The organism is Gelidibacter japonicus (assembly GCF_010725055.1).
In the GTDB taxonomy this organism is placed as follows: Bacteria; Bacteroidota; Bacteroidia; order Flavobacteriales; family Flavobacteriaceae; genus Gelidibacter; species Gelidibacter japonicus.
In genome coordinates, this window is sequence record NZ_BJKB01000011.1 from 79,461 (window position 1) to 99,978 (window position 20,518).

The 20,518-nt window shown below is 39.8% G+C and carries 10 protein-coding genes; 1 reads left to right on the forward strand and 9 read right to left on the reverse strand.

The genetic code is table 11. The annotated features are described in order from the left end of the window. Positions 1–143 precede the first annotated feature (143 nt). The 6 genes from G6N06_RS12285 to G6N06_RS12310 all read right to left on the reverse strand — a co-directional run bounded on the left by G6N06_RS12285 (position 144) and on the right by G6N06_RS12310 (position 5,042). Complete coding sequence (locus G6N06_RS12285) at positions 144–389, reverse strand: NifU family protein (RefSeq protein WP_163517042.1); 246 nt, start codon at positions 387–389, stop codon at positions 144–146. 43 nt (positions 390–432) lie between these two features. Next, positions 433–1,572 carry an Mrp/NBP35 family ATP-binding protein gene (locus G6N06_RS12290; RefSeq protein ID WP_163517043.1) on the reverse strand — a complete coding sequence of 380 codons (1,140 nt, stop codon included), beginning with the start codon at positions 1,570–1,572 and terminating at the stop codon, positions 433–435. Between the two features lie 473 nt (positions 1,573–2,045). Beyond that, positions 2,046–2,375 (reverse strand): MGMT family protein, encoded by a 330-nt coding sequence (locus tag G6N06_RS12295; RefSeq protein WP_163517044.1) that lies wholly within the window; start codon positions 2,373–2,375, stop codon positions 2,046–2,048. Beyond that, positions 2,372–3,001 (reverse strand): LysE family transporter, encoded by a 630-nt coding sequence (locus G6N06_RS12300; RefSeq protein WP_163517045.1) that lies wholly within the window; start codon positions 2,999–3,001, stop codon positions 2,372–2,374. Before G6N06_RS12300 ends, G6N06_RS12295 begins: the two co-directional genes overlap by 4 nt. Positions 3,002–3,003: 2 nt before the next feature. Then, a complete protein-coding gene (gene trmB, locus G6N06_RS12305; protein ID WP_163517046.1) occupies positions 3,004–3,678 on the reverse strand; it encodes a tRNA (guanosine(46)-N7)-methyltransferase TrmB in 675 nt (224 codons plus the stop codon). Between the two features lie 122 nt (positions 3,679–3,800). Continuing rightward, positions 3,801–5,042, reverse strand: a complete 1,242-nt coding sequence (locus tag G6N06_RS12310) for an ABC transporter permease (protein WP_163517047.1) — start codon at positions 5,040–5,042, stop codon at positions 3,801–3,803. Positions 5,043–5,576: 534 nt separating this feature from the next. Here G6N06_RS12310 and hisS point away from each other — a divergent pair. Continuing rightward, a complete protein-coding gene (gene hisS / locus G6N06_RS12315) occupies positions 5,577–6,953 on the forward strand; it encodes a histidine--tRNA ligase (protein ID WP_163517048.1) in 1,377 nt (458 codons plus the stop codon). 250 nt (positions 6,954–7,203) lie between these two features. Here hisS and G6N06_RS12320 read toward each other — a convergent pair whose 3' ends face one another. From G6N06_RS12320 to G6N06_RS12330, 3 genes are all read right to left on the reverse strand, one after another. Further along, positions 7,204–14,475 carry a DUF8693 domain-containing protein gene (locus G6N06_RS12320; protein WP_163517049.1) on the reverse strand — a complete coding sequence of 2,424 codons (7,272 nt, stop codon included), beginning with the start codon at positions 14,473–14,475 and terminating at the stop codon, positions 7,204–7,206. Positions 14,476–15,352: 877 nt separating this feature from the next. Then, a complete protein-coding gene (locus G6N06_RS12325) occupies positions 15,353–18,727 on the reverse strand; it encodes a DUF8693 domain-containing protein (RefSeq protein WP_163517050.1) in 3,375 nt (1,124 codons plus the stop codon). Between the two features lie 981 nt (positions 18,728–19,708). Beyond that, positions 19,709–20,470 (reverse strand): DUF8693 domain-containing protein, encoded by a 762-nt coding sequence (locus tag G6N06_RS12330; RefSeq protein ID WP_163517051.1) that lies wholly within the window; start codon positions 20,468–20,470, stop codon positions 19,709–19,711. Positions 20,471–20,518 lie beyond the last annotated feature (48 nt).

Consider the following 20,518-nt stretch of genomic DNA (forward strand, 5'->3'; position numbering starts at 1 on the left):
TTCCAAATAAAAAAACTTTATTTTTATGACATTTGTCATTTGCAAGAAAATTAGGGTTCTGAGACTTCAAACACATAGTTTTATTGGAAAACAACCGGCAAAACCGAATCGACAGCCATCAGAATTCCCATCTCCTATTTATTTTATTTGCCATCAACATTGATGACATGCTCAATTTGTGGTGCATATTTCTTAATGGTCATTTCAACTCCCGACTTTAAAGTCATTTGATTGACCGAACATCCTACACAGGCGCCTTCCAACTGTACTCTTACCAAATTGTCATTTTCAATGGACAATAAAGCAATATCTCCGCCATCACTTTGCAAAAATGGACGGATTTCATCAAGTGCTTTCTCAACATTTAATCTAAGTTCTTCAGTTGTCATATTACTTGTTTAAGAGTGTTGATAATACCATAAGACGGTATCATTATTTATTTTTAACTGCTGAACATCCAGCCATCGTTGTAATTTTAATAGCTTCAGTAGGCGGTAAATCCTCATTACGTCTCACCACTTCTTCCACTACGTTTTGCGTTAATTTTTCGAAGGCCTTCTCCAAAGGTGTTGCTGTTTGAAGAGCAGCCGGACGCCCCACATCTCCAGCCTCGCGAATGCTTTGCACCAATGGAATCTCACCTAAAAATGGAACGTCCAAATCTTGGGACAAATGTCTGGCGCCTTCTTTTCCAAAAATATAGTACTTGTTTTCAGGCAATTCAGCAGGCGTAAAATAGGCCATATTTTCAATAATTCCTAACACCGGAACATTAATGCTTTCTTGTTGAAACATGGACACTCCTTTCTTGGCATCGGCCAAAGCAACATTTTGCGGAGTGCTTACAATAACTGCACCTGTGATAGGCAGCGACTGCATAATGCTTAAATGGATATCTCCCGTTCCTGGAGGTAAATCGATAAGCATAAAATCCAATTCGCCCCAATGTGCATCAAAAATCATTTGATTTAACGCCTTTGCCGCCATCGGTCCACGCCAGACCACAGCTTGGTTTGGCTGGGTAAAGAATCCAATGGACAATATCTTAACACCATAATTCTCTATGGGTTTCATTTTTGATTTGCCGTCAATATTAACAGCAATAGGTTTTTCCATTTCCACATCAAACATGATCGGAATTGATGGCCCATAAATATCAGCATCCAAAATGCCAACTTTAAAACCCATTTTGGCCAAGGTGACCGCTATATTTGCCGTAACTGTCGACTTCCCAACACCACCCTTTCCAGAAGCTACCGCTATAATATTTTGAATCCCAGGAATGGCTTTTCCCTTGATACTATTGGCAGACGATTTTGGTGGGGCATCCACTTTTATATTGACGGTGACTTTTGCTTTTTCGTAAACTTTATCATGGATGATCTTCATGATTTCCACCTCCGTCTTCTTTTTTGCCTGAAGTGTCGGATTAGAAATAGTGATATCCACAATGACTTCGTCAGCAAATGTGACCACGTTTTTCACTGCACCACTTTCTATCATATTCTTGCCTTCGCCGGGAACAGAAATGCTCTCGAGCGCTTTAAGGATGTCTTGTTTATGTAATTTCATTGTTATAAGATGCTAAAAGACAAAGAAAAAAGATGATCATACGAATCCATCTTTTTATGCTCTGCTTGATTTTATTAAGAACCATTCTAAAGTGCAAATATAATTAATATAGATGGAAGAAGGAAACTGGAAGCATGAAGATTTTAATGACAGGATTGAACAGATCAATCAAGGTTTTTTCATGTCATTATTTGTAATTTTTTTCAAAAATCAGGAAATGACAATGCACCATAATCGATAATAGCCCAAAAAACACAAAACCTATTGTAATTGGAAGGTGCAAAGCCAAAAAATTGCTATCGAACATAACATTACAGCAATATCATGCACAACCAAAGAAATTGAAAGACCTATAATACTGGGCCAACATTAATTCAGATGGGCTCATCTGCCCTGTTACAAAAATCTGAAGGGAAATGACGTGAAATCAATGGAAGTGCAATCGTTTTGACTTTGTATGTAGTAACTGAGAGTTATAGTTCTTTACTCGGCTCCCAGAATACTTCATCAAAATTCTGCACTTGATTATCTTTTACAATAATACCCTCACTTTCCAAGAGCTGCTGCATGAGGTTGGTACCTTCAAAATGATGCTTTCCTGTGAGCAAACCGTTTCTATTGACAACACGGTGTGCTGGGACGTCTTTAGATACTGAGCCAATTAGTGCATAGCCAACCATTCTCGCACTTCGAGAAGCTCCCAAAAAGTTGGCAATGGCTCCATAGCTCGTCACGCGTCCATAAGGAATCTGTTTGGCCACTTCGTATACCTTTTCAAAGAAATTGAGAGTTTCTGGTTTCATAAATCCATTATAATATTGAATAATGTGACAATGGCAATTACGCCTGTTATCGTACCAATAATATAATTCATGTTTTTTTGGGAGGTGAGTCGTTTGTTCTTGATCTTATCAAAAAAGAAAATATACATATACAACATCACAAAAGTACCCGTTACGGCACCACCAACGTATGAAATAATCATCGGTCGGTTAAACTCCAACCATCCAAATGAAGCCAGGGTAACGGTCATATAAGCCTGATAAGGAATCGGGAACACATTGATGGCCGATAAAAACATCCCATGAAAAAACCGACTGTGCTTACTTCTTGATTGTGGATCAATTTCTGTCTTTGAGGTCGCTTTTGCGATAAGGAGATAATAAATAGTTATCAGTACAAATATAACAAATGCTACACGCTGCAACACTACAACGATATCTGGATGATTGGTCAAATACCTGGCAAACATGGCCGCAATATAGGTTTGCAAAAACACAATGACGCAAACACCAATGGAAAACATAATACCTCTTACATGTCCTTCCTTTAGGCTTATTTTAGCCGCTGTCATATTCAATAACCCAGGTGGAATGACACCAATTAGGGCAATGATCATTCCGAGTAAAAATATGACCGTAATGTTCAAGATTATTTAATTTTAAATCTAATATAGGTAATTGCTTTGTTTTTCTCCAAATACTGACCCTCATAATAGGTCTGAATTTCTGTCACTTCAGCAGGACTCCCTTCTTGTTTGTATACATTATGGTTGGCATACAGCACGTCATGACCCGCCCCATGCAATAAACCCAAGGTGTAACCATGCATAAATTCACTATCCGTTTTCAAATGGACCACACCCTCAGGTTTAAGGATGGATTTATAGCGCTCCAAAAAAACAGCATTTGTCATACGGTGTTTGGTACGTTTATATTTGATTTGAGGATCCGGGAACGTGATCCAGATTTCATCAACCTCTTCTTTACCAAAGGCGTAGTCAATGAGTTCTATCTGAGTCCGCAAAAAAGCGACATTCGGAACTCCATCTTCCACGGCAGTTTTTGCACCTCTCCAAAATCGCGCACCTTTTATATCAATACCAATAAAGTTTTTATTAGGGTATCTTTCTGCCAATCCAAGCGTATATTCTCCTTTTCCACAACCCAGCTCTAACACCAAAGGATGATCATTTTTAAAAACTTCAGCATTCCAGCGCCCTTTCAAATCAAAATTGCTATCGACCAATTCTGCTCGTGTTGGCTGATAAACATTTGAAAAGGTTTCATTTTCCTTAAATCTTTTGAGTTTATTTTTACTTCCCACTTCTTATTATATCTGTTTTTTGTTTTATAAATTCAGTCTTTAAGATATTCAATTACCAAATTAAGAGTTTCCGTCCTATTCTAAAGCTGGTTCCAACAGCAATTTCAACAACGCTTTCTATCTTATTCATATCGCAGCGATTCAACCGGATCCAATTTAGCGGCTTTCACAGCCGGCAACAATCCAGCAACCACTGCGACAATAAAAGCTATAGTAAAGGCACTAAACATGGCAAGCCATGGGGTTGAGAACTGGAAATCTGCAGCGGCGGAAACCCCATACCCAATAAGGACGCCCAATATGATTCCTAAAACACCTCCCAACTGCCCAATGATGATCGCTTCCATAAAGAACTGTGTGGCAATGGTTTTCCTCTTGGCACCCAAAGCTTTCCGTACTCCAATCTCCCGCGTCCGTTCCGTCACCGACACAAACAAAATGTTCATTAACGCAATTGACGATCCTAAAATCGTGATCAAGCTAATCACCCATGCAGCCACATATAGATAACCAGTAATGGAACCGATGCGGTTGATCAGATCGTCACTACGTTCTATTCCAAAGTCATTCTCTTCAATAGGGTTTAGGTTTCTAATATTTCTAAAGGTCAAAATGGCATCATCCTGTGCGCCTTCCAACATATCCTTTTTGTCGGTTTTAACACTCAAACTGTAATTGATATTTGGTCCTGTAAATAGGGTTCTTGCTTTTTGGATGGGAATCATCATCCGTAAATCCTGATTATTCCCAAAACTCGAGCCTTTTGCCTTTAAAACCCCAATCACTTTAAACTTAGCCCCTCTAACGCTAATGGTTTGGCCAATTGGATTGACATCGCTTAAAATAGATTTCGCCAAATCGCTTCCTATCACACAAAAGTTGGTGCTGTTTTCGATGTCAAAATAATTGAATTCGCGACCTTCGCTCACTTCCAATCCAGAGTTTTGGATATAGTGTTGGTTAACGCCCAAAACCATGACTTCAGGATCTGTTTTTTTATTTTCGTACTTCACCTCGGCAGATTGGGTGCCAACAAACGAGATACCGACTTGAGTAAACGGATAGTTGTATTTATCTTCAAAATCCTTCACATTTCTGTAGGAAATAATGGGATTGATTTTCTGGACCTCTTTTCCACTTTGACGCTGGGTGGTAAATTCGTAACGTTGAAAATTAAACGTATTGGCACCCATAGAAGAGAAGTCACTAGAAATAGTATTTTCCAAGGCCGATACTGCACTCAAAATTCCTACCAAAGCCGTGATACCGATGGCAATGATCAGAATAGTCAATATGGTGCGCAACAATTGAGTACGAATGGAATTAAGGGCTATTCTAATATTCTCTCTAAATAATGAAAACATAAATGCTGGTTGTTCTGTATGGTTGAATGACTATAAGACTACAAACAATGAATAAAGTTACTATAATTTTGAAATAAGCAGTGGATTTTTTTCGTTTCCCACAGACCCGCCTCTCGCCAGTACGGATGCCGCAGGGTCTTGCAGGTAACAACCACGTGATCCTGGATGACCTACCCTGCCAGAGTTGACGTCTAAGACAATCACAAGATTAAGGAATTTTTGAGGATTTTAACCCTAAATTCCAAAACTCTCCACGAAAATCTGCGCGATCTGCGGGAGACAATTTCAAGAATGTCATTTACTACGGGGTTTTGGTTTTATATTCTTCAAATTATAATATTTTTGCAGGAATAGTAATATTAAATAAGAGATTCCCGCTGGAGTTTATCTTGAGCATTACTTTCACTGAAAATATATTTTCATTGAAAGTACCCTATAACACAAGTTGAAGGACAGGAATTACGAAAATAATTTTAACAAGACCCCCGCTTTCGCGAGGAATAAAAGAGATTCCCGCTTTCGCGGGAAATTGACATGGCAAAAAAACCAAGCATCCCAAAAGGCACACGCGATTTCAATCCTGAAGAGGTTGCAAAGCGCAATTATATAATTAGCATCATCCGTCAAAATTTTGAACGTTTCGGATTCCAACCCATTGAAACCCCAAGTTTTGAAAATTCAGAAACCCTGATGGGCAAATATGGCGAAGAAGGCGACCGATTGATTTTTAAGATTCTGAATTCAGGAGACTTTTTGAGTAAGGCAGATCCGGAGGCTTATGAGGCCAAGGACTCCACTAAAATAACACCTTCTATCTCAGAAAAGGCACTACGTTACGATCTTACCGTTCCGTTTGCCAGGTACGTGGTGCAACACCAAAACGATATCGAATTTCCTTTTAAACGTTACCAAATCCAACCAGTGTGGAGGGCAGACCGTCCTCAGAAAGGCCGATTTAGAGAGTTTTTCCAGTGTGATGCTGATGTGGTCGGGTCACAGTCACTTTGGCAAGAAGTAGAATTTGTCCAATTGTACGATGCCGTCTTTACAGCCTTGAAATTGGAAGGCGTGACCATTAAAATCAACAATCGTAAAATTTTGGCGGGAATAGCGGAGGTGATTGGCGCGCAAGATAAGCTGATCGACTTTACTGTGGCCCTCGATAAATTAGATAAAATTGGCGAGGAGAAAGTCAAGGAAGAAATGTTGGGCAAAGGGATTCCTGAGTCTGGAATTGACAAGTTGCAACCTTTGTTCACCTTGTCGGGAAGTTTTGAATCGCAGATTGCTCAATTAAAATCCATCTTATCAACATCTGAAGAAGGCAAAAAAGGGATTGAAGAACTGGAGTTTATAGACAAAGCTATTTCTGAATTGAAATTGCAATCGGCAAACTTACAGTTGGACGTCACTTTGGCTCGGGGACTCAACTACTACACTGGTGCCATTTTGGAAGTATCGGCTCCAAAAGGTGTTGATATGGGTTCCATTGGCGGTGGCGGACGCTATGACGATCTTACCGGTATTTTTGGATTGAAAGATGTAAGTGGCGTAGGTATCAGTTTTGGTTTGGACCGTATTTATTTAGTATTGGAAACCTTGAACTTGTTTCCAGAAACAATTACCAATACGGTAAAGGCCCTATTCATCAATTTTGGCGAGGCAGAAGCTATGGCCAGTATGAAAGCCATAAAAGAGCTTAGAAAAAATGGCATCAATGCCGAATTATTTCCTGATAGCAAAAAAACCGTAAGGCAGTTTAATTATGCCAATAAGCGTAACATTCCGAATGTGGTTTTGGTAGGGGCATCAGAATTGGAGTCGGACACCTATACGCTAAAAAACATGGATACTGGGGATCAGCAATCGGTGGACTTGGGGACTTTGGTGAGATTATTGAAGGATAAGTAGAGTTGTTTCACGGAGTTACACCGAGGCGCAAAGTTGTTTGTTTTTTTTTTAAACCTCTCGGGTTTTGCTCCCGATGGCTATCGGGACTGAGAGGTTTGGTTCCGAATAATCCGTGATCCCGATATCGGGACGTGTCTAAAAAAAATCAGTGCAAATCCGCAAATATCCGCGTCATCTGCGTTCCATAAAAAAAATCGTCTACCCTTTATTAAAGAATAGACGATTTGCATTGATTGGTTAAACCTTTGGATTAAAATTTAATAATTACTTTTTTGTTATAACTGTTGGTATTGGTTTCTACTTTGAGGACATAATTGCCTTCAGAAATGTTCTTCACCGGAATCTTAAACTCTTGTGCAAAATTCATATTGGTCATGTTCCATGATCTGACGGCCTGTCCAGCCATATTAACTAAGTACACTTGGTGGACTTCAATACTTGCCGGAGTTTTCACATAGATTTCATCCGTCTTTTGCAGATACTTCACGCTAATATCCTTAAAATCCTGATCAATGGTGGACAAGGTAGAATCAGGTTGGAACACGATGGAGAAACGTCCGCTATAGTTGCCCGCCTCCAAATTGGCTTGGAAACCAACCGTGTTGATTCTGGTATAGGTATCCAGTAATGCATCATGCACATAGACATCAATTGTCTCCTCAAAATTCTCTAAACCTGTCAAAGCAAGCTCCACATTACCGGTGATCCCCAGAGTCATGTCCAATGGATATTTTTTGTTGATGTCAAATGAACCCACCCCTTGGATTACAAACTTTCTACCTTCAATGGCAAAAGAAAGATCACTTGGGAAATCATCACTATTGGAAGCATCATAACCATAATCAATACCATCAGTGGCGTCATTATCGGGTGTGAAGCCCAAGAGTAAATGTCTTGTTGCATTTTCTGGAGTGGTGAACGCGAAACGTACACGTTGGATATTATCTTCATATAAAGGGGCTTCTCCCTGAGTCTTTAAAATTTTCGTTGAGTCTTCAGAATTTCTGAGGAACACTGACCCACCACTTGTTTCAGTAACAAATATCCGATGTGAATTTTTAAAGATGACATCTCCGCCATCATTGCTCCCAGTTACAAAAAAACCTTGACCAACAGGAACTGCATTTTTGGGTTCCTTCGTGGCATCACCACTGTTCGCTATACCAGGTGGAGTTGCCGCCGATAGGCCGCCAAGCATGTTCAAATAGGAATAGCGGCCTTGATATGCTGCCAAATAATGAGAATTATTTGATGGAGCCTGTTCCCAGAAAATCAGTGTTCCTTCCTTAAGTGAAGTCTCATTTTCTTTAATAAATTCAGAAGCATCAATGGCCGACGGATATGGATTACCCAACAGAGTTGTTAACTCTGATGGATTAATCGTTATTGTAATGTCTCCATTATTTGGTCGCCCTCTAAACGTATAGTTCTGATCAAAGGAACCTTGAGGACCTGTCCCTTTCATCAAAAACCCAAGACCCACCTTAATAGCAGTGTTTTGGGTAATACGGTTCCAACCATTATAGTCATCAAAATCACGGTTTTCAAAAGTGTACAACCAACGGGTGCTCAAGGTTAAGGGTGAGGTTTGGCTACCATTTAATCCACCGGTCCATTGAACAGGATCGTTGCCGTCAAATAAAATTCCAGACAAAGAATAAGTTCTTTCTCCTGCGGTTTCGGCGTTTGTTACCGGACTTCCCCAATAGTTGTAGTTAAACATATTGCCCGTACCTTGTTGGTCGCGCTCTAAAACGCCTGTTCCAGGTCCAAGAATACTCCCTTCTCCTTGTAGTAATTGCGATTCGCCAACAAGATCTAAAATGGCGTCGTCAGCAATGTTTAGATATTTTGTCACTTCCAAGCTATGTCCATTAAATGGATCTGAATTTTGAATAGCCAACTTGTTGGCGTCAATAAAAAGTCCTAATACTGTGAAGTTCTTGTTTTCTGCGGTAATATTATTAGCAGTTCTTACAATATTCCACGTTTGGTATAGACCAGGACGAATATTATTTATTATCGAATTTGGTATTTGTTGTACTGATTCAGCTGACCACGTTGTCGGACTGTCCCAGTTACTATCTGCGATTGATCGATATGGGATTGGTGCTGTTTCTTCCTGATCAGAGGTCATTCCATTTAATGTGCCCGGAACAGGAATACTTGTAATATTCTGAATAATACCTGAAGCTACACTTGTTTGTGGACCTGTATTCATCTGATAATAACCTCTCAAATCACTCCATTGTAAACCAGCAATATCCATAGGAATAACGATTCCCCTAACATTAGTGCCATGAGCTTCAATTTCTTGGTTCATCATCTCACGGATTTGCGTTTCGGTTAAAGCAGTATTCCAAATACGGACTTCATCAATACCTCCATTAAAATAATTGATTGGTAAATTATTAGTTCTGTCCATAGCGCCAATAAGCGCTTTGTTATTATTTATTGAAGGGGCTGAACCTGCACGGTTGCGCAATTGGAAACCATCAATATATAAGATATAATTTGCGCCATCATAAGTAACTGCAACATGGTACCATTGGTTAGGATTCATAGCTTGAGTAGCATCGATTGCTGGATTGGCATTGTTGTAACGGAAATAAAGACGATTGCCTATCAAACTCAAGTCATAGCCATCGGTCAGCGCAGTTCCATTTCGTTTGGAAATGATAGTCTTCGTTCCTGTAACGTTGGCAGGTTTTATCCAAGCTTCAATACTGAACGGACCACTTAAATTATAATGATCTCCAAAATTGATATATTCATTGACACCGTTAAATACGAGGTTTGTACCACAATCAGGAATTGTTACTGTCATTGTAGCCGTTGTGTTATCTGTACATACACCAGTATTAGTAGCGGTCCATGTAAGCGTGTAAGTTTCTCCACTTTCTCCTGTAAATGTTGAATTATAGACAGAAGGGTCAGAAAAATATCCCGTATTAGGCGAAGCCGTCCATTGACCAATGACATTGTTGCCTGTTAAAGTAACTGTATTGATATCACAATTTGCCGTCGTTTGATTTTCTCCAACAGTTGCTATAATATAAGGAGTGATTTCAATGTCCAATGTCTCAACAGTTGCTTCACACGGACCATCAGGATTGTTTGAGGTAAATGTTAAAGTGATATCTCCTGTTTCCGCTGAACCAAAGTTATAGGTGGCATTCGGATCAGTCGCACTTGGTGTAAAATTTCCTGTACCGTTCGTTGTCCAAGTACCTCCAGTTGCACTACCACTTAAGGTTGCACTTAATGTGATGGTGCCTTCTGACTGGCAAATTGTTTGGGACGGCGTAGTGATGGTTACAACAGGTGCCGGATTAACAACAATGACTCCTGAAGCTGTTTTATTGCCACAACTTGCATTGATATCAATGGTATAATTAAAAGTTCCGCTTTCAGTTGGTATTCCACTGATTGTAAACACTAAACCATCAAATGTTGTATCCAATCCTGCTGGTAAACCTGTAATGGTAGGACCTGTTAAACCACCTCCAACTTCATAGGTAATTGTTTCTATAGGCATGTTTTCACAAACTGTTTGATCTATACTTCCAATATGAGAGGTTAAATTTATAAACGTAGATAAGGTTGCAAAAGAAATGTCATCGATCCCAAAATTATTTTCAACAGGCGAAGGTTCATTATTAATAATTTCGATCAGAATAGCGCCGTCAACTGTGGAAGTCCACGTACCATTAAAACGACTCCAATCATTGGTTGGGTAAGCGTCTAGGTCTAGTTGCGCACCCATCTGGATACCGTTAACTCTAAAAGCCAATTTTCCAAATGGACCTGAAGCATTTAAGCTTCTTGCCCAGGCACTGAAAAAATACTCAACCCCTGCTTCAACATTGACTGTTTGACGCCAAACCACATTCGAACTTCCATTACTATTAACAGCCATAAAATTCCCCGTTCCGTCGGTATGGTCTGGACCATAAAAATCAGGACTAACGGTATTTCCATCTGTGGTTATTGCGTATCCGTTCACATTTTGCAAGTTGGCATAATAGGTGTAGTCCGAATCGAAATCCGAATTGCCCAAAGAAAAGTCACCGTTAACTACGAGCTCTTGAGCTACTTGAATAGTTACTGCTTGGCTACATCCGTTTTCAGTTGTACCTATAACCTGATATTGTCCTGCGGTATCCACATAGATGGTGTTTCCTGTCTCGCCTGTGTTCCATTCCCAACTTGTGATAGACTGGTTGGCAGAAGCTATCAATTGCACCATATTACTTTCATCTCGATCTGGAGTGGAAGGGTCGTCTTCTGGGCAATAATCTGCATTGATTATAATTTCTGGGGAAGGATGGACATTCACAGTCACTGTTTCAGTGGTTTCGCAGCCATTGCTATTGGTGACGGTTAGGGTATATTCAGTGGTAACCTCCGGATTTACCGTTATGATATCATTATTTATTGAAGGTATTGTGGCACTTGTAGGCAAGCCGGCCGCTGTACCAGTGTTTGCCGACCATGAATGCACAACAGAGTCGTCAAAGGCAGAGCCTTGAACTTGTAGATTATCGATATAAATATGTGGTTCTGCAATAGCGGTAGCTCCGTCCGGACAACCATCTGAACCTATTGTACAGGGATTAAAAGTCGAACCATCGTCCACGCTCAGTCTGAACTGAATTGATGAAACATTATCAAAAGAAGGTGGCAGTGAGAAAGTTGCATAAATCCAATTATTGGTAAAATAGGCGTTCCCCTTTTGGACGTATACGGTGTTGCTGGTCCACGGACCTGAATTTCCTACACGATAATCGACTATGATGTATTTATGTTCCCCAAACCTAGAGCCTCGACGATATTGAAATGAAACTCTTAAGTTTTGATAATTTACCAGAGCAGGTCCATCTACATTTAAGAGCCAATCCCCGCTGTCATCAGTACCCCCATAGATGCCACCGTCTCTCCAATCATCTATTTGTCTGAGGGATCTTCCTTCTGCTGGATTATTTGTGAAAAACCCTCCAGGCGTACCAACAGCTGTGTTAAATGGAATATTGTTCTCATCACTAGGAGAAGAAAAACTTGAATTTATGCCTGGCGTCGTACTATGATCAATCAATTCACTATAGTCGTTTCCAGAATCAAAAGTATAATTTACAAGAGTTTCAGCGTAATTTCCGGTGCCTTGCACAATGCTAGTCAAAATTGTTGGATCGCCGGCACAAATAGGGTCGTTTGAAGCTGTTATTGATCTAATAATAGAGATTTCCTGTACTTCGGTTTGCGATGAATACGATGTGCAACCTGTGGTGCGGTCTATAAATCTGAAAACGACCGAGCCAGGACCAACAGCAGTTATAACACCTGTTTCCTCTATAATAGTGGCAATACGAGTATCACTACTTAACCAACGTCCACCAGTTGAAGGGGATAGACCATAAGTTTCACCGACGCACATAGTTGCTGGTGCATTGATTGTTCGTAATGGATTAAGAATAATGGGATCCGTGGTAATGCTACAACCAGTTGAAGGACTTACATATGTAAACGTAACACTACCCGGGGCAAGTCCAGTTATTACACCACTATTAGGCGTAATGGTCGCGATATTGGTATTATTGCTGGTCCATGTTCCACCTGAACTTGGAGTTAACTGGTAAGTATTACGACCAATACAAACTTCGGAAGGAAAACTTATAACTGGCGGAGGGATTACGGTGATATTTAAGGTGGGACTTTGTATAGGACCGCACCCTGTAATATCAGTTGTTCTTCTTACATAGATTTCAAAATTTGACGTCGGCGTTGTATTTGGTGTAAATGTAGGGGCAACCGTTGTGCCTTCGCTAATCCCGTTTATAAACCACTCGTAGTACTGCGTTGTTCCTCCATTGATTGGTGTTGCAGTAAATGTTATACTTGAACCCGAACAAATTTCATCGTTAGGATCATTGGAAGCGATAGTTACACTTGCATCTTCAGTAGGACTTTCCACCGTTACTATAGATGTACATGTGGACACATTACCAGCAGTATCAATTACGGTTAAGGTGACTGTATTGTCTCCTAAATCGCTACAGGTAAAGTTATATTTATCTAATGATATGGAAGCTATTCCACAATTGTCAGTAGAACCGCCGTCAATTTGAGCAGCAGTAACACTGGCGTTTCCGCTGGTATTAAGGATTATGGTTCTCGGTTGGCAAATGGCAATTGGTGCTTGATCATCCACGAGGGTCACATCAAAAGTAGTGCTTACGGGATTGGTAGCGTCCGTTGTGGAAAGTGTTATCGTTTGGACTGTCCCTGCACCATTGATCACGGTTCCAGAGGCAGGAGATTGGGTCACGGTAAGGGTGGCACAATTATCTGCAGCGGTGGTAAGCCCCGTGTAATCAGGGATCGTAAAGTTACAGTCTACGTCCACATTTTCATTTCTATTGCCAACCGCAGAAAGGGTTGGTGGGCTATTGTCCACGAGGGTCACATCAAAAGTAGTGCTTACGGGATTGGTAGCGTCCGTTGTGGAAAGTGTTATCGTTTGGACTGTCCCTGCACCATTGATCACGGTTCCAGAGGCAGGAGATTGGGTCACGGTAAGGGCGGCACAATTATCTGCAGCGGTGGTAAGCCCCGTGTAATCAGGGATCGTAAAGTTACAGTCTACGTCCACATTTTCATCTCTATTGCCAACCGCTGAAAGGGTTGGTGGGATATTATCCACAACCGTCACAAGCACAGTACAAGTATCCGTTTGACCAATAGAATCCGTAACTGTAAGAGTTACTAATACTGGGGTTCCAATATCATTACAATCAAAAGTATCAACATCAATTGCTAATGAAGCAATTCCAATATCATCCGTAGAGCCACCATCAATATCATTTGAAGTAATGCTAGCAGTTCCTGTTGCGCCTAATGGAACGGTAAGCTCGGTTACACAAATGGCTTCTGGGGGATTGTCAACATCAAATGTAGCCTTAAAATTATTAGCGTTATTATTTACATAATGAGGATTTAATTGAAGAATTCCACCCACAGTATAATCAGCAAATGTAAATACTTCTAATGTGTAATTACCTGTTGTTAGTCCGTCTAATAAATTAAGACCTTCATTATCTGTTTTCCAAACCTGATTATCTCCGTTAGTGCCACAAGCAGCACCAATGTCGTTACTAAACCAAGCCAAATTTATACTTAAAAAATCTACGGGATTAGGTCTATTTCCCGTTTCATAAATCATATAATGCAACCAACCATTAATAATATCATCTGTGGCATTACATTTCCAAATTTTATTTTCAGCACCATTTAGTAGTAATGTGCCATTTTGGGAGCCAAAAGAACCAAAGTAAGAACCGTCATAGTCAAAATATCCTGTGTCATTAGTGCTGTCCGTAGGGGAAAATAAATCGAATTGCTGATTCCCAGAACCACTGTCAAGAATTACTGAACTCTCGTAAATTCCAGAATTTTGCCCAAACGAAACTCCTGTCATAAACATTAGTAAAACTAATTGCAGTAAGTAGGTGTAATGTTTTTTCATATACAATAGAATAATGTTAACACAAAACTCTATTCCAAGTGTTTAATCATTGAAATAGTGAGGCTGGGTATGCTATTTACCACTCGGAGAGAGACATAAATATACGGCGAAGACGAGCGCTGAAGAAAAGTAATCGTTGAAATGCTATAATTACCTTTGACGGTGTTCATCAGGCATAAAGAAGGATTGAATTAATATTTTCATAGTTTTAATTTGTTGAAAAACAGGAATGCCAAATTAGTTTTACCATGTTGGTATTTGGGCGTTTTGCCAAGTTGTATTTTTAAGGAAATCATGCTGGGTTGCACAAGGATTTTATAGGGGTTCGTGCTGATTAACCGATGAACTTGTTAGACTGGCGTCAACATTTAAGGATTAAGATTCAAAATCTGCGAAGAGGTCAATTTATAATTTGATTTAAAAACATATTCCAATCAATTGAATTCCTTCCACTTATTTTGGGATGGATTTAAGTTCAGATAAGTGCTTAAAGATCTGTCTCGCTGACAGAGGTAGGTGGAAGGGATATTAATTCCATAACATATCTAAAACCAAAAATATATAAATGAGTGGTTTGATAATTTCTTATATAATACAACCACTTCGCCTGGCTGACGGACAGGCAGGTCTTCGACTCCTTTCTGGGAATCGAATCCACTCCTCCTTCGAAAGGAGGAGGCGTTTAAATTTTTTGCTAAATTTTAAGATAGTTTCTTTAAAAACCTCTCAGGTTTTGATCCCGATGACTATCGGGACTGAGAGGTTTGGTTCCGAATAATCCGTGATCCCGATATCGGGACGTGTCTAAAAAAAATCGTCTACCCTTTATTAAAGAATAGACGATTGATCATCATTAATTGGTCAAACTTGTGAATTATTATTGAATGACCACTTTTTTGTTATAACTGTTATTACTTAATTCTACTTGAATAATATAATTCCCTGCGGCAATATCCTTTACCGCAATTTTAAATTCACGTGAATACTGTGTGTCCGATATATTCCAAGTTCTGACCGTTTGTCCAACCATATTGATGAGAGATACTTGACGTACATTACTGCTTTCAGGTGTGCTCACGTAGATCTCAGCTGTTTTTTGGAGATACTTCACGCCAATTTCCTTAAATTCTTGATCGATGGTTGATAAGGTTGAATCCTTTCTGAACACGATAGAAAAGCGATCTTTGTATTGACCGGCCTGCATTGACATTTGAAAATTACTATCGTTGATTTGGGTATAGGTGTTCAATTCAGAGTCATAGACAAAAACATCAATTGGCGCATCAAAATTTTCCAAGCCGGTTAAAGCGAGGGCCACGTTTCCATCAATCTTTAAAGACATATCCAGAGGATACTTTTTATTGATATCAAAAGCACCAACTCCTTGGATCACAAACTTTTTATCTTCAATGGCGAAAGAAAGATCACTTGGAAAGTCATCACTGTTCAAACCATCATATCCGTAGTCAATACCATCGGTAGCGGAATCATCAGGGGTAAAGCCCAACAACAACGATCTTGCGGCACCTTCCGGTGTTGTAAACTCCAAGCGCACACGCTGAATTGCGTTGGCATTGGTAGCCGTTCTTTTTTGAACCTTATCTGAACCACTTTCAGGAGTTCTTAAAAACACAGATTCTCCGACTTCTTCTTTAACAAATTTCCGTTGGCCATTGTTAAATTCGATTTTACCACCTTTATCATTGATTTCCACATAAAATCCTTGACCTACCGGAATATAACGTCCCGGAGTCTTTGATGCTCTACCTGCTCCCGCAATCCCTGAAGGTGCAGATGATCCTACCGGAGGTCTTGCTGCAGCTACTGAACCAGTTTTTACATAGTAGGAGTAACGTCCTTGGTAGGCAGCAAACACATGGGTCTTCCCTTCTGGAGATTGTTCCCAAAATTGCAATGCACTACCAGGCTTAAGGACATTTGCATTGTCGTCAAAAAACTGATTGGCATCAATTGCTGATGGATAGGGGTTGCCTACCACTACCGCATGCTTTGGTCCGCCAACAGCAATTTGGATGGTTCCATTATTAGGCTGACCTTTAAAAGTATAGTTTTTATCTGCGGCATTATAAGCCCCAGCGCCCTTCATCAAAAATCCAAGGCCAACTGGAAGTTCTGTTTTTTGATTAATACGTTTCCAAACATTATAATTATCGGCATTTCCGTTATAAGTATATAACCATCGTGTACTCAGGGTTACTGCCGGTGAGGTTGGGCTGCCGTTATTATTTGCAGTCCAAAGCACTGGCAAATCACCATCATGGAGAACACCTGCCACGCTAAATGTTCTTGAATCGGCTGATCCAGCTGTGCTTACTGGGCTTCCCCAATAGTTATAATTGAACATATTACCTGTTCCTTGTTGATCGCGCATTAAAATACCTGTACCTGTGCCAAGAACACTGTTCTTTCCTTGAATTAGCTGCGATTCGCCCACCAATTCCAACACAGCGCCTTCATTTATGTTCAGATATTCTGAAACCTCCAAACTATGGCCATCTGTTATATCATGATTTTGAATGGTCAATCTGTTGGTCTCAACCAAAAGTCCTGCTAGCTTGATGTTCTTGCCCGTTGCAGTGACATTATGGCCAATCTTTACAATATTCCAGTCTACTAAAGTCTTGCCATCAATACCGATAGAATTAGGTATTTGTTGAACACTTCCATTTTTCCAGGTTTTGGCTTGGGTCCATTGACCATCTTCTGTGGTGGTGTAAGGTAATGGTGCAGACTCAAGTTGCATTGTTTTCATTCCATTCAAAATTCCAATAGTGCCCAATCCGGAATTGTCGGCCAACTTGCCAGCAGCAATATCAATCCCCTGATTCATTCGGTAATAGCCCTCCAAGTCGTTCCATTTCAAATCGGAAACCTCAATGCCAAGGACCGAACCACGAACCGCAGTGCCACTTTTCTCAATTTCTTGATTCATCATCTGACGGATATGATCTTCGGTCAACGCCTTATTCCAAATACGGACTTCATCCATGGAGCCGTTATAAAAGTCTTGGATCAAATCAGAGGAATTTCTAGTTGCACCTAATATAGCATCGGAAGAGTTATTTAATGGAAAAAAGCCCCATTCTTCTGCCACTTGAATCCCATCAATATATAATCGATACTTCCAATTGCTGAAAGTAACAGCCACATGATACCATCTGGTATTAAACAATGGATATGGAGATTCAAGGCTACCAAACGAATTCCAATTGAAACTGAGTTTTCCGTTAGACAGGCTTAAATCATAACCGCTCACGATATTAGAACCTCGTTTTGATAATAAGGTCTGATTAGGTGCCGCGCTCATTGTAGGCTTTATCCATAATTCAATACTAAAATCGCCCAAAAAATTGAATTCGTTACCAAAATTCACATAGCTTTCTTTACCATTAAAATCAAAGAAATCTTCACATTTAGCAAATGTCACCGTCATGGTATCTGAAGTATCACCACATGCCGAAGCATTAAATCTCTGCCATTGCAAGGTATAGGTCTCATCCAATTGTCCTGTAAACGTTGACTTTGGGTCATTTTTATTACCAAAACTGTAACTTGTTCTAGGTTGACCAGAAATTACTGACCATTCTCCACGCCAATTTTGTGCATTTAAATTCACACTCACAATACCACAATTATCATTAGAATAATCTATATCGCTGCCTGCATCGGCCGTTGTATCTGGAACTGTAAAGTACACCTTGATCATCATATAATCCACAGAGGCATCTTTATTCCCGTTTCCGGTAGTTTTTACAGAAAGTACGGCTCCAAAATTAGCATCATTGATGTCGTCTGGAGTCCAATTAATACCCCAAACTTCCGTATTGCTACCGTAAGTTGTTTCATTCTGATTAGTTGGCCAATTTCCAGATCTCGCAAGGTTCCTTGAAAAGGTATTATTTCCTTTTACAAGTTTTACTTGAGCGTCTTGTATATTTCCATTGCCAGAAGACTTTTGTGCTCTCTTAATGATAAGCTCAATGCCATCAATAGTGGCACATTTAGGAATGTCAAAACCATAGTTGGTCCCTTTTAAATAATCTGAAGTGCCTTTCAGCTTTATTGTAGCATAGCTATTTTCGACTGTAATGTTTTCAGGATTTGTCCAATTATTTTTTGTAATGTTCTCGCCTTTTCCAGCATGCTTTGATTCTGAACTTTGTCCATAAGACAATCCGACGAAAAGCGATAAAAGAATAAATGATAATAGGTAAGTGTAATTTTTTTTCATAATCTGTAGGTACTCTTAATCCGGAATTTAATTCCGGTTGCTTGTTGGTAAATTTGGTTTGAAATAGAGCGGAATCGTGGTTAACCGTTAACGGAGGGAGGCGCAAAATTATGGTGACATCCTACAGAATAGCAATAATTTCGATATGAAGCGATTTTAGTCGTCAGATATAAGGAACGTGCAGATTTCAACGACGAATAACAATATTTTTAAAGATTTAATTTGAATTATCGACGTCCTGCAGTCCTTTTTATAGGCCGGAAATCGTCAACCGAACTGTACATCAATGTTTTTTTTTGGTCGGTCAGGAGATGGTCTGATTTATGGATTTAAAGAAGCCATCTCCAAGGTTAAAAGAAGATGGATTTAAGCTCATAACAAAGCTTAAAGAAGGAAAGGGATAGGTGCTATAAAACCATTTGGGTTAAAAATTTGACGGAATATATTATTGAGTCAAAACCACCTCGTCTTCGATTCCTTGCCGGGAATCGAATCCACTCCTCCTTTAAAAGGAGGAGAAGTTTAGTTTTAGGCTAAATTTCAAAAATGATCCAAATCAAAAGAATTCCTTCCCTTTTTTTAAGGGAAGAGCTTGTCCCGATTTTTTTCGGAATGGCTTTAAGCTCAGAAAAGAGTTAAAAGACGGAAGGGATATCAATTCCAAAAAAACCTGCGTAGCTCTACACAAATCGGCTTCACCCGCCTGAAAAGCCGACAGGTCAGCATTTTATTCTCACAAAGCAACAATACATGATCATTATACTCCGCGATCCTCCGTGATATCCTCTGTGCATCTTCGTGTAATAATCTGGACATGTCAAAAAAATCAGTGCAAATCAGCAGAATCAGTGTCGTCAGTGTTCCATCCGTTCCATCGGTTCAAAAAAAATCGCCTACCCTAATTAAAGAATAGACGATTGATATGGGTAGATCCATAAATATCTATGGACCGGAAATTCAACAGAAAGTTTCCTTACTGATTCAATTAATCAGGATACGATTATGGCGATAATTCTGATCCGATTCCAAAACGGTCAAAACAACTTGACTCTGAAGATGGTCCATACTCAGAGTATGGGTTTCTGTATTACTATTTAAGTCATGCGAACTGATCAATTGGCCTTGGAGCGTGTACAACTTCAATTGGAGCGGCTTGCCTTGGGATTTAACCTGTAAGGTCTTGGAATTCCGAAAATAATTTAAGGACACATCATTTAAAACATTGTCAATATTAGAAAGCGATTGATGCGATTTATTATCGGAGAAGGCCAAAAAGAATCGATCTTGATAAACACCGCTTTCCATGATCTTTTTATAACTGAGATCATTTATTTTATGATAGGTGTCACTCCAGGCATCATGTACAAATACGGGAATTGATGTATCAAAGTGCTCAAGGGCGGTCAAAGAAATTTCAATAGGTCCGGAATTGGTCAGGAACATACCGAATGGATACCTCTTGGATTCACTGTAGGCACCCACACCTTGAATCACAAAGCGTTGCGAATTGATCATCCAATTCAGGTCGTCTTTAAGCTTATCTCGATTACGGGCATCGTAACCATAATCAATGGCATCAGTGGCACTATTGTCTTTGGTAAACGCCAACAATAAGTGGCGGACATAGCCTTCGGGGGTTTTGAAATCAATCCGGACGCGTTGGATATTGCTTTTGCTTTCTGTTTGCGCATAGACTGTAAGGCAGCAAAAAAAGGCCAAACATAAGTAGGTAAAATTTTTCATATCTATTAATTAATGATTAGGGGTTCGGCAAACGTAAATAATTAAGTG

Excerpts from the sequence above, each read along its gene's own strand:
- G6N06_RS12290 (WP_163517043.1), bottom strand. The coding sequence starts at position 1,572 with ATGAAATTACATAAACAAGACATCCTTAAAGCGCTCGAGAGCATTTCT.
- hisS (WP_163517048.1), top strand. The coding sequence starts at position 5,577 with ATGGCAAAAAAACCAAGCATCCCAAAAGGCACACGCGATTTCAATCCT.
- G6N06_RS12285 (WP_163517042.1), bottom strand. The coding sequence starts at position 389 with ATGACAACTGAAGAACTTAGATTAAATGTTGAGAAAGCACTTGATGAA.
- G6N06_RS12320 (WP_163517049.1), bottom strand. The coding sequence starts at position 14,475 with ATGAAAAAACATTACACCTACTTACTGCAATTAGTTTTACTAATGTTT.
- G6N06_RS12325 (WP_163517050.1), bottom strand. The coding sequence starts at position 18,727 with ATGAAAAAAAATTACACTTACCTATTATCATTTATTCTTTTATCGCTT.
- G6N06_RS12295 (WP_163517044.1), bottom strand. The coding sequence starts at position 2,375 with ATGAAACCAGAAACTCTCAATTTCTTTGAAAAGGTATACGAAGTGGCC.
- G6N06_RS12310 (WP_163517047.1), bottom strand. The coding sequence starts at position 5,042 with ATGTTTTCATTATTTAGAGAGAATATTAGAATAGCCCTTAATTCCATT.
- G6N06_RS12330 (WP_163517051.1), bottom strand. The coding sequence starts at position 20,470 with ATGAAAAATTTTACCTACTTATGTTTGGCCTTTTTTTGCTGCCTTACA.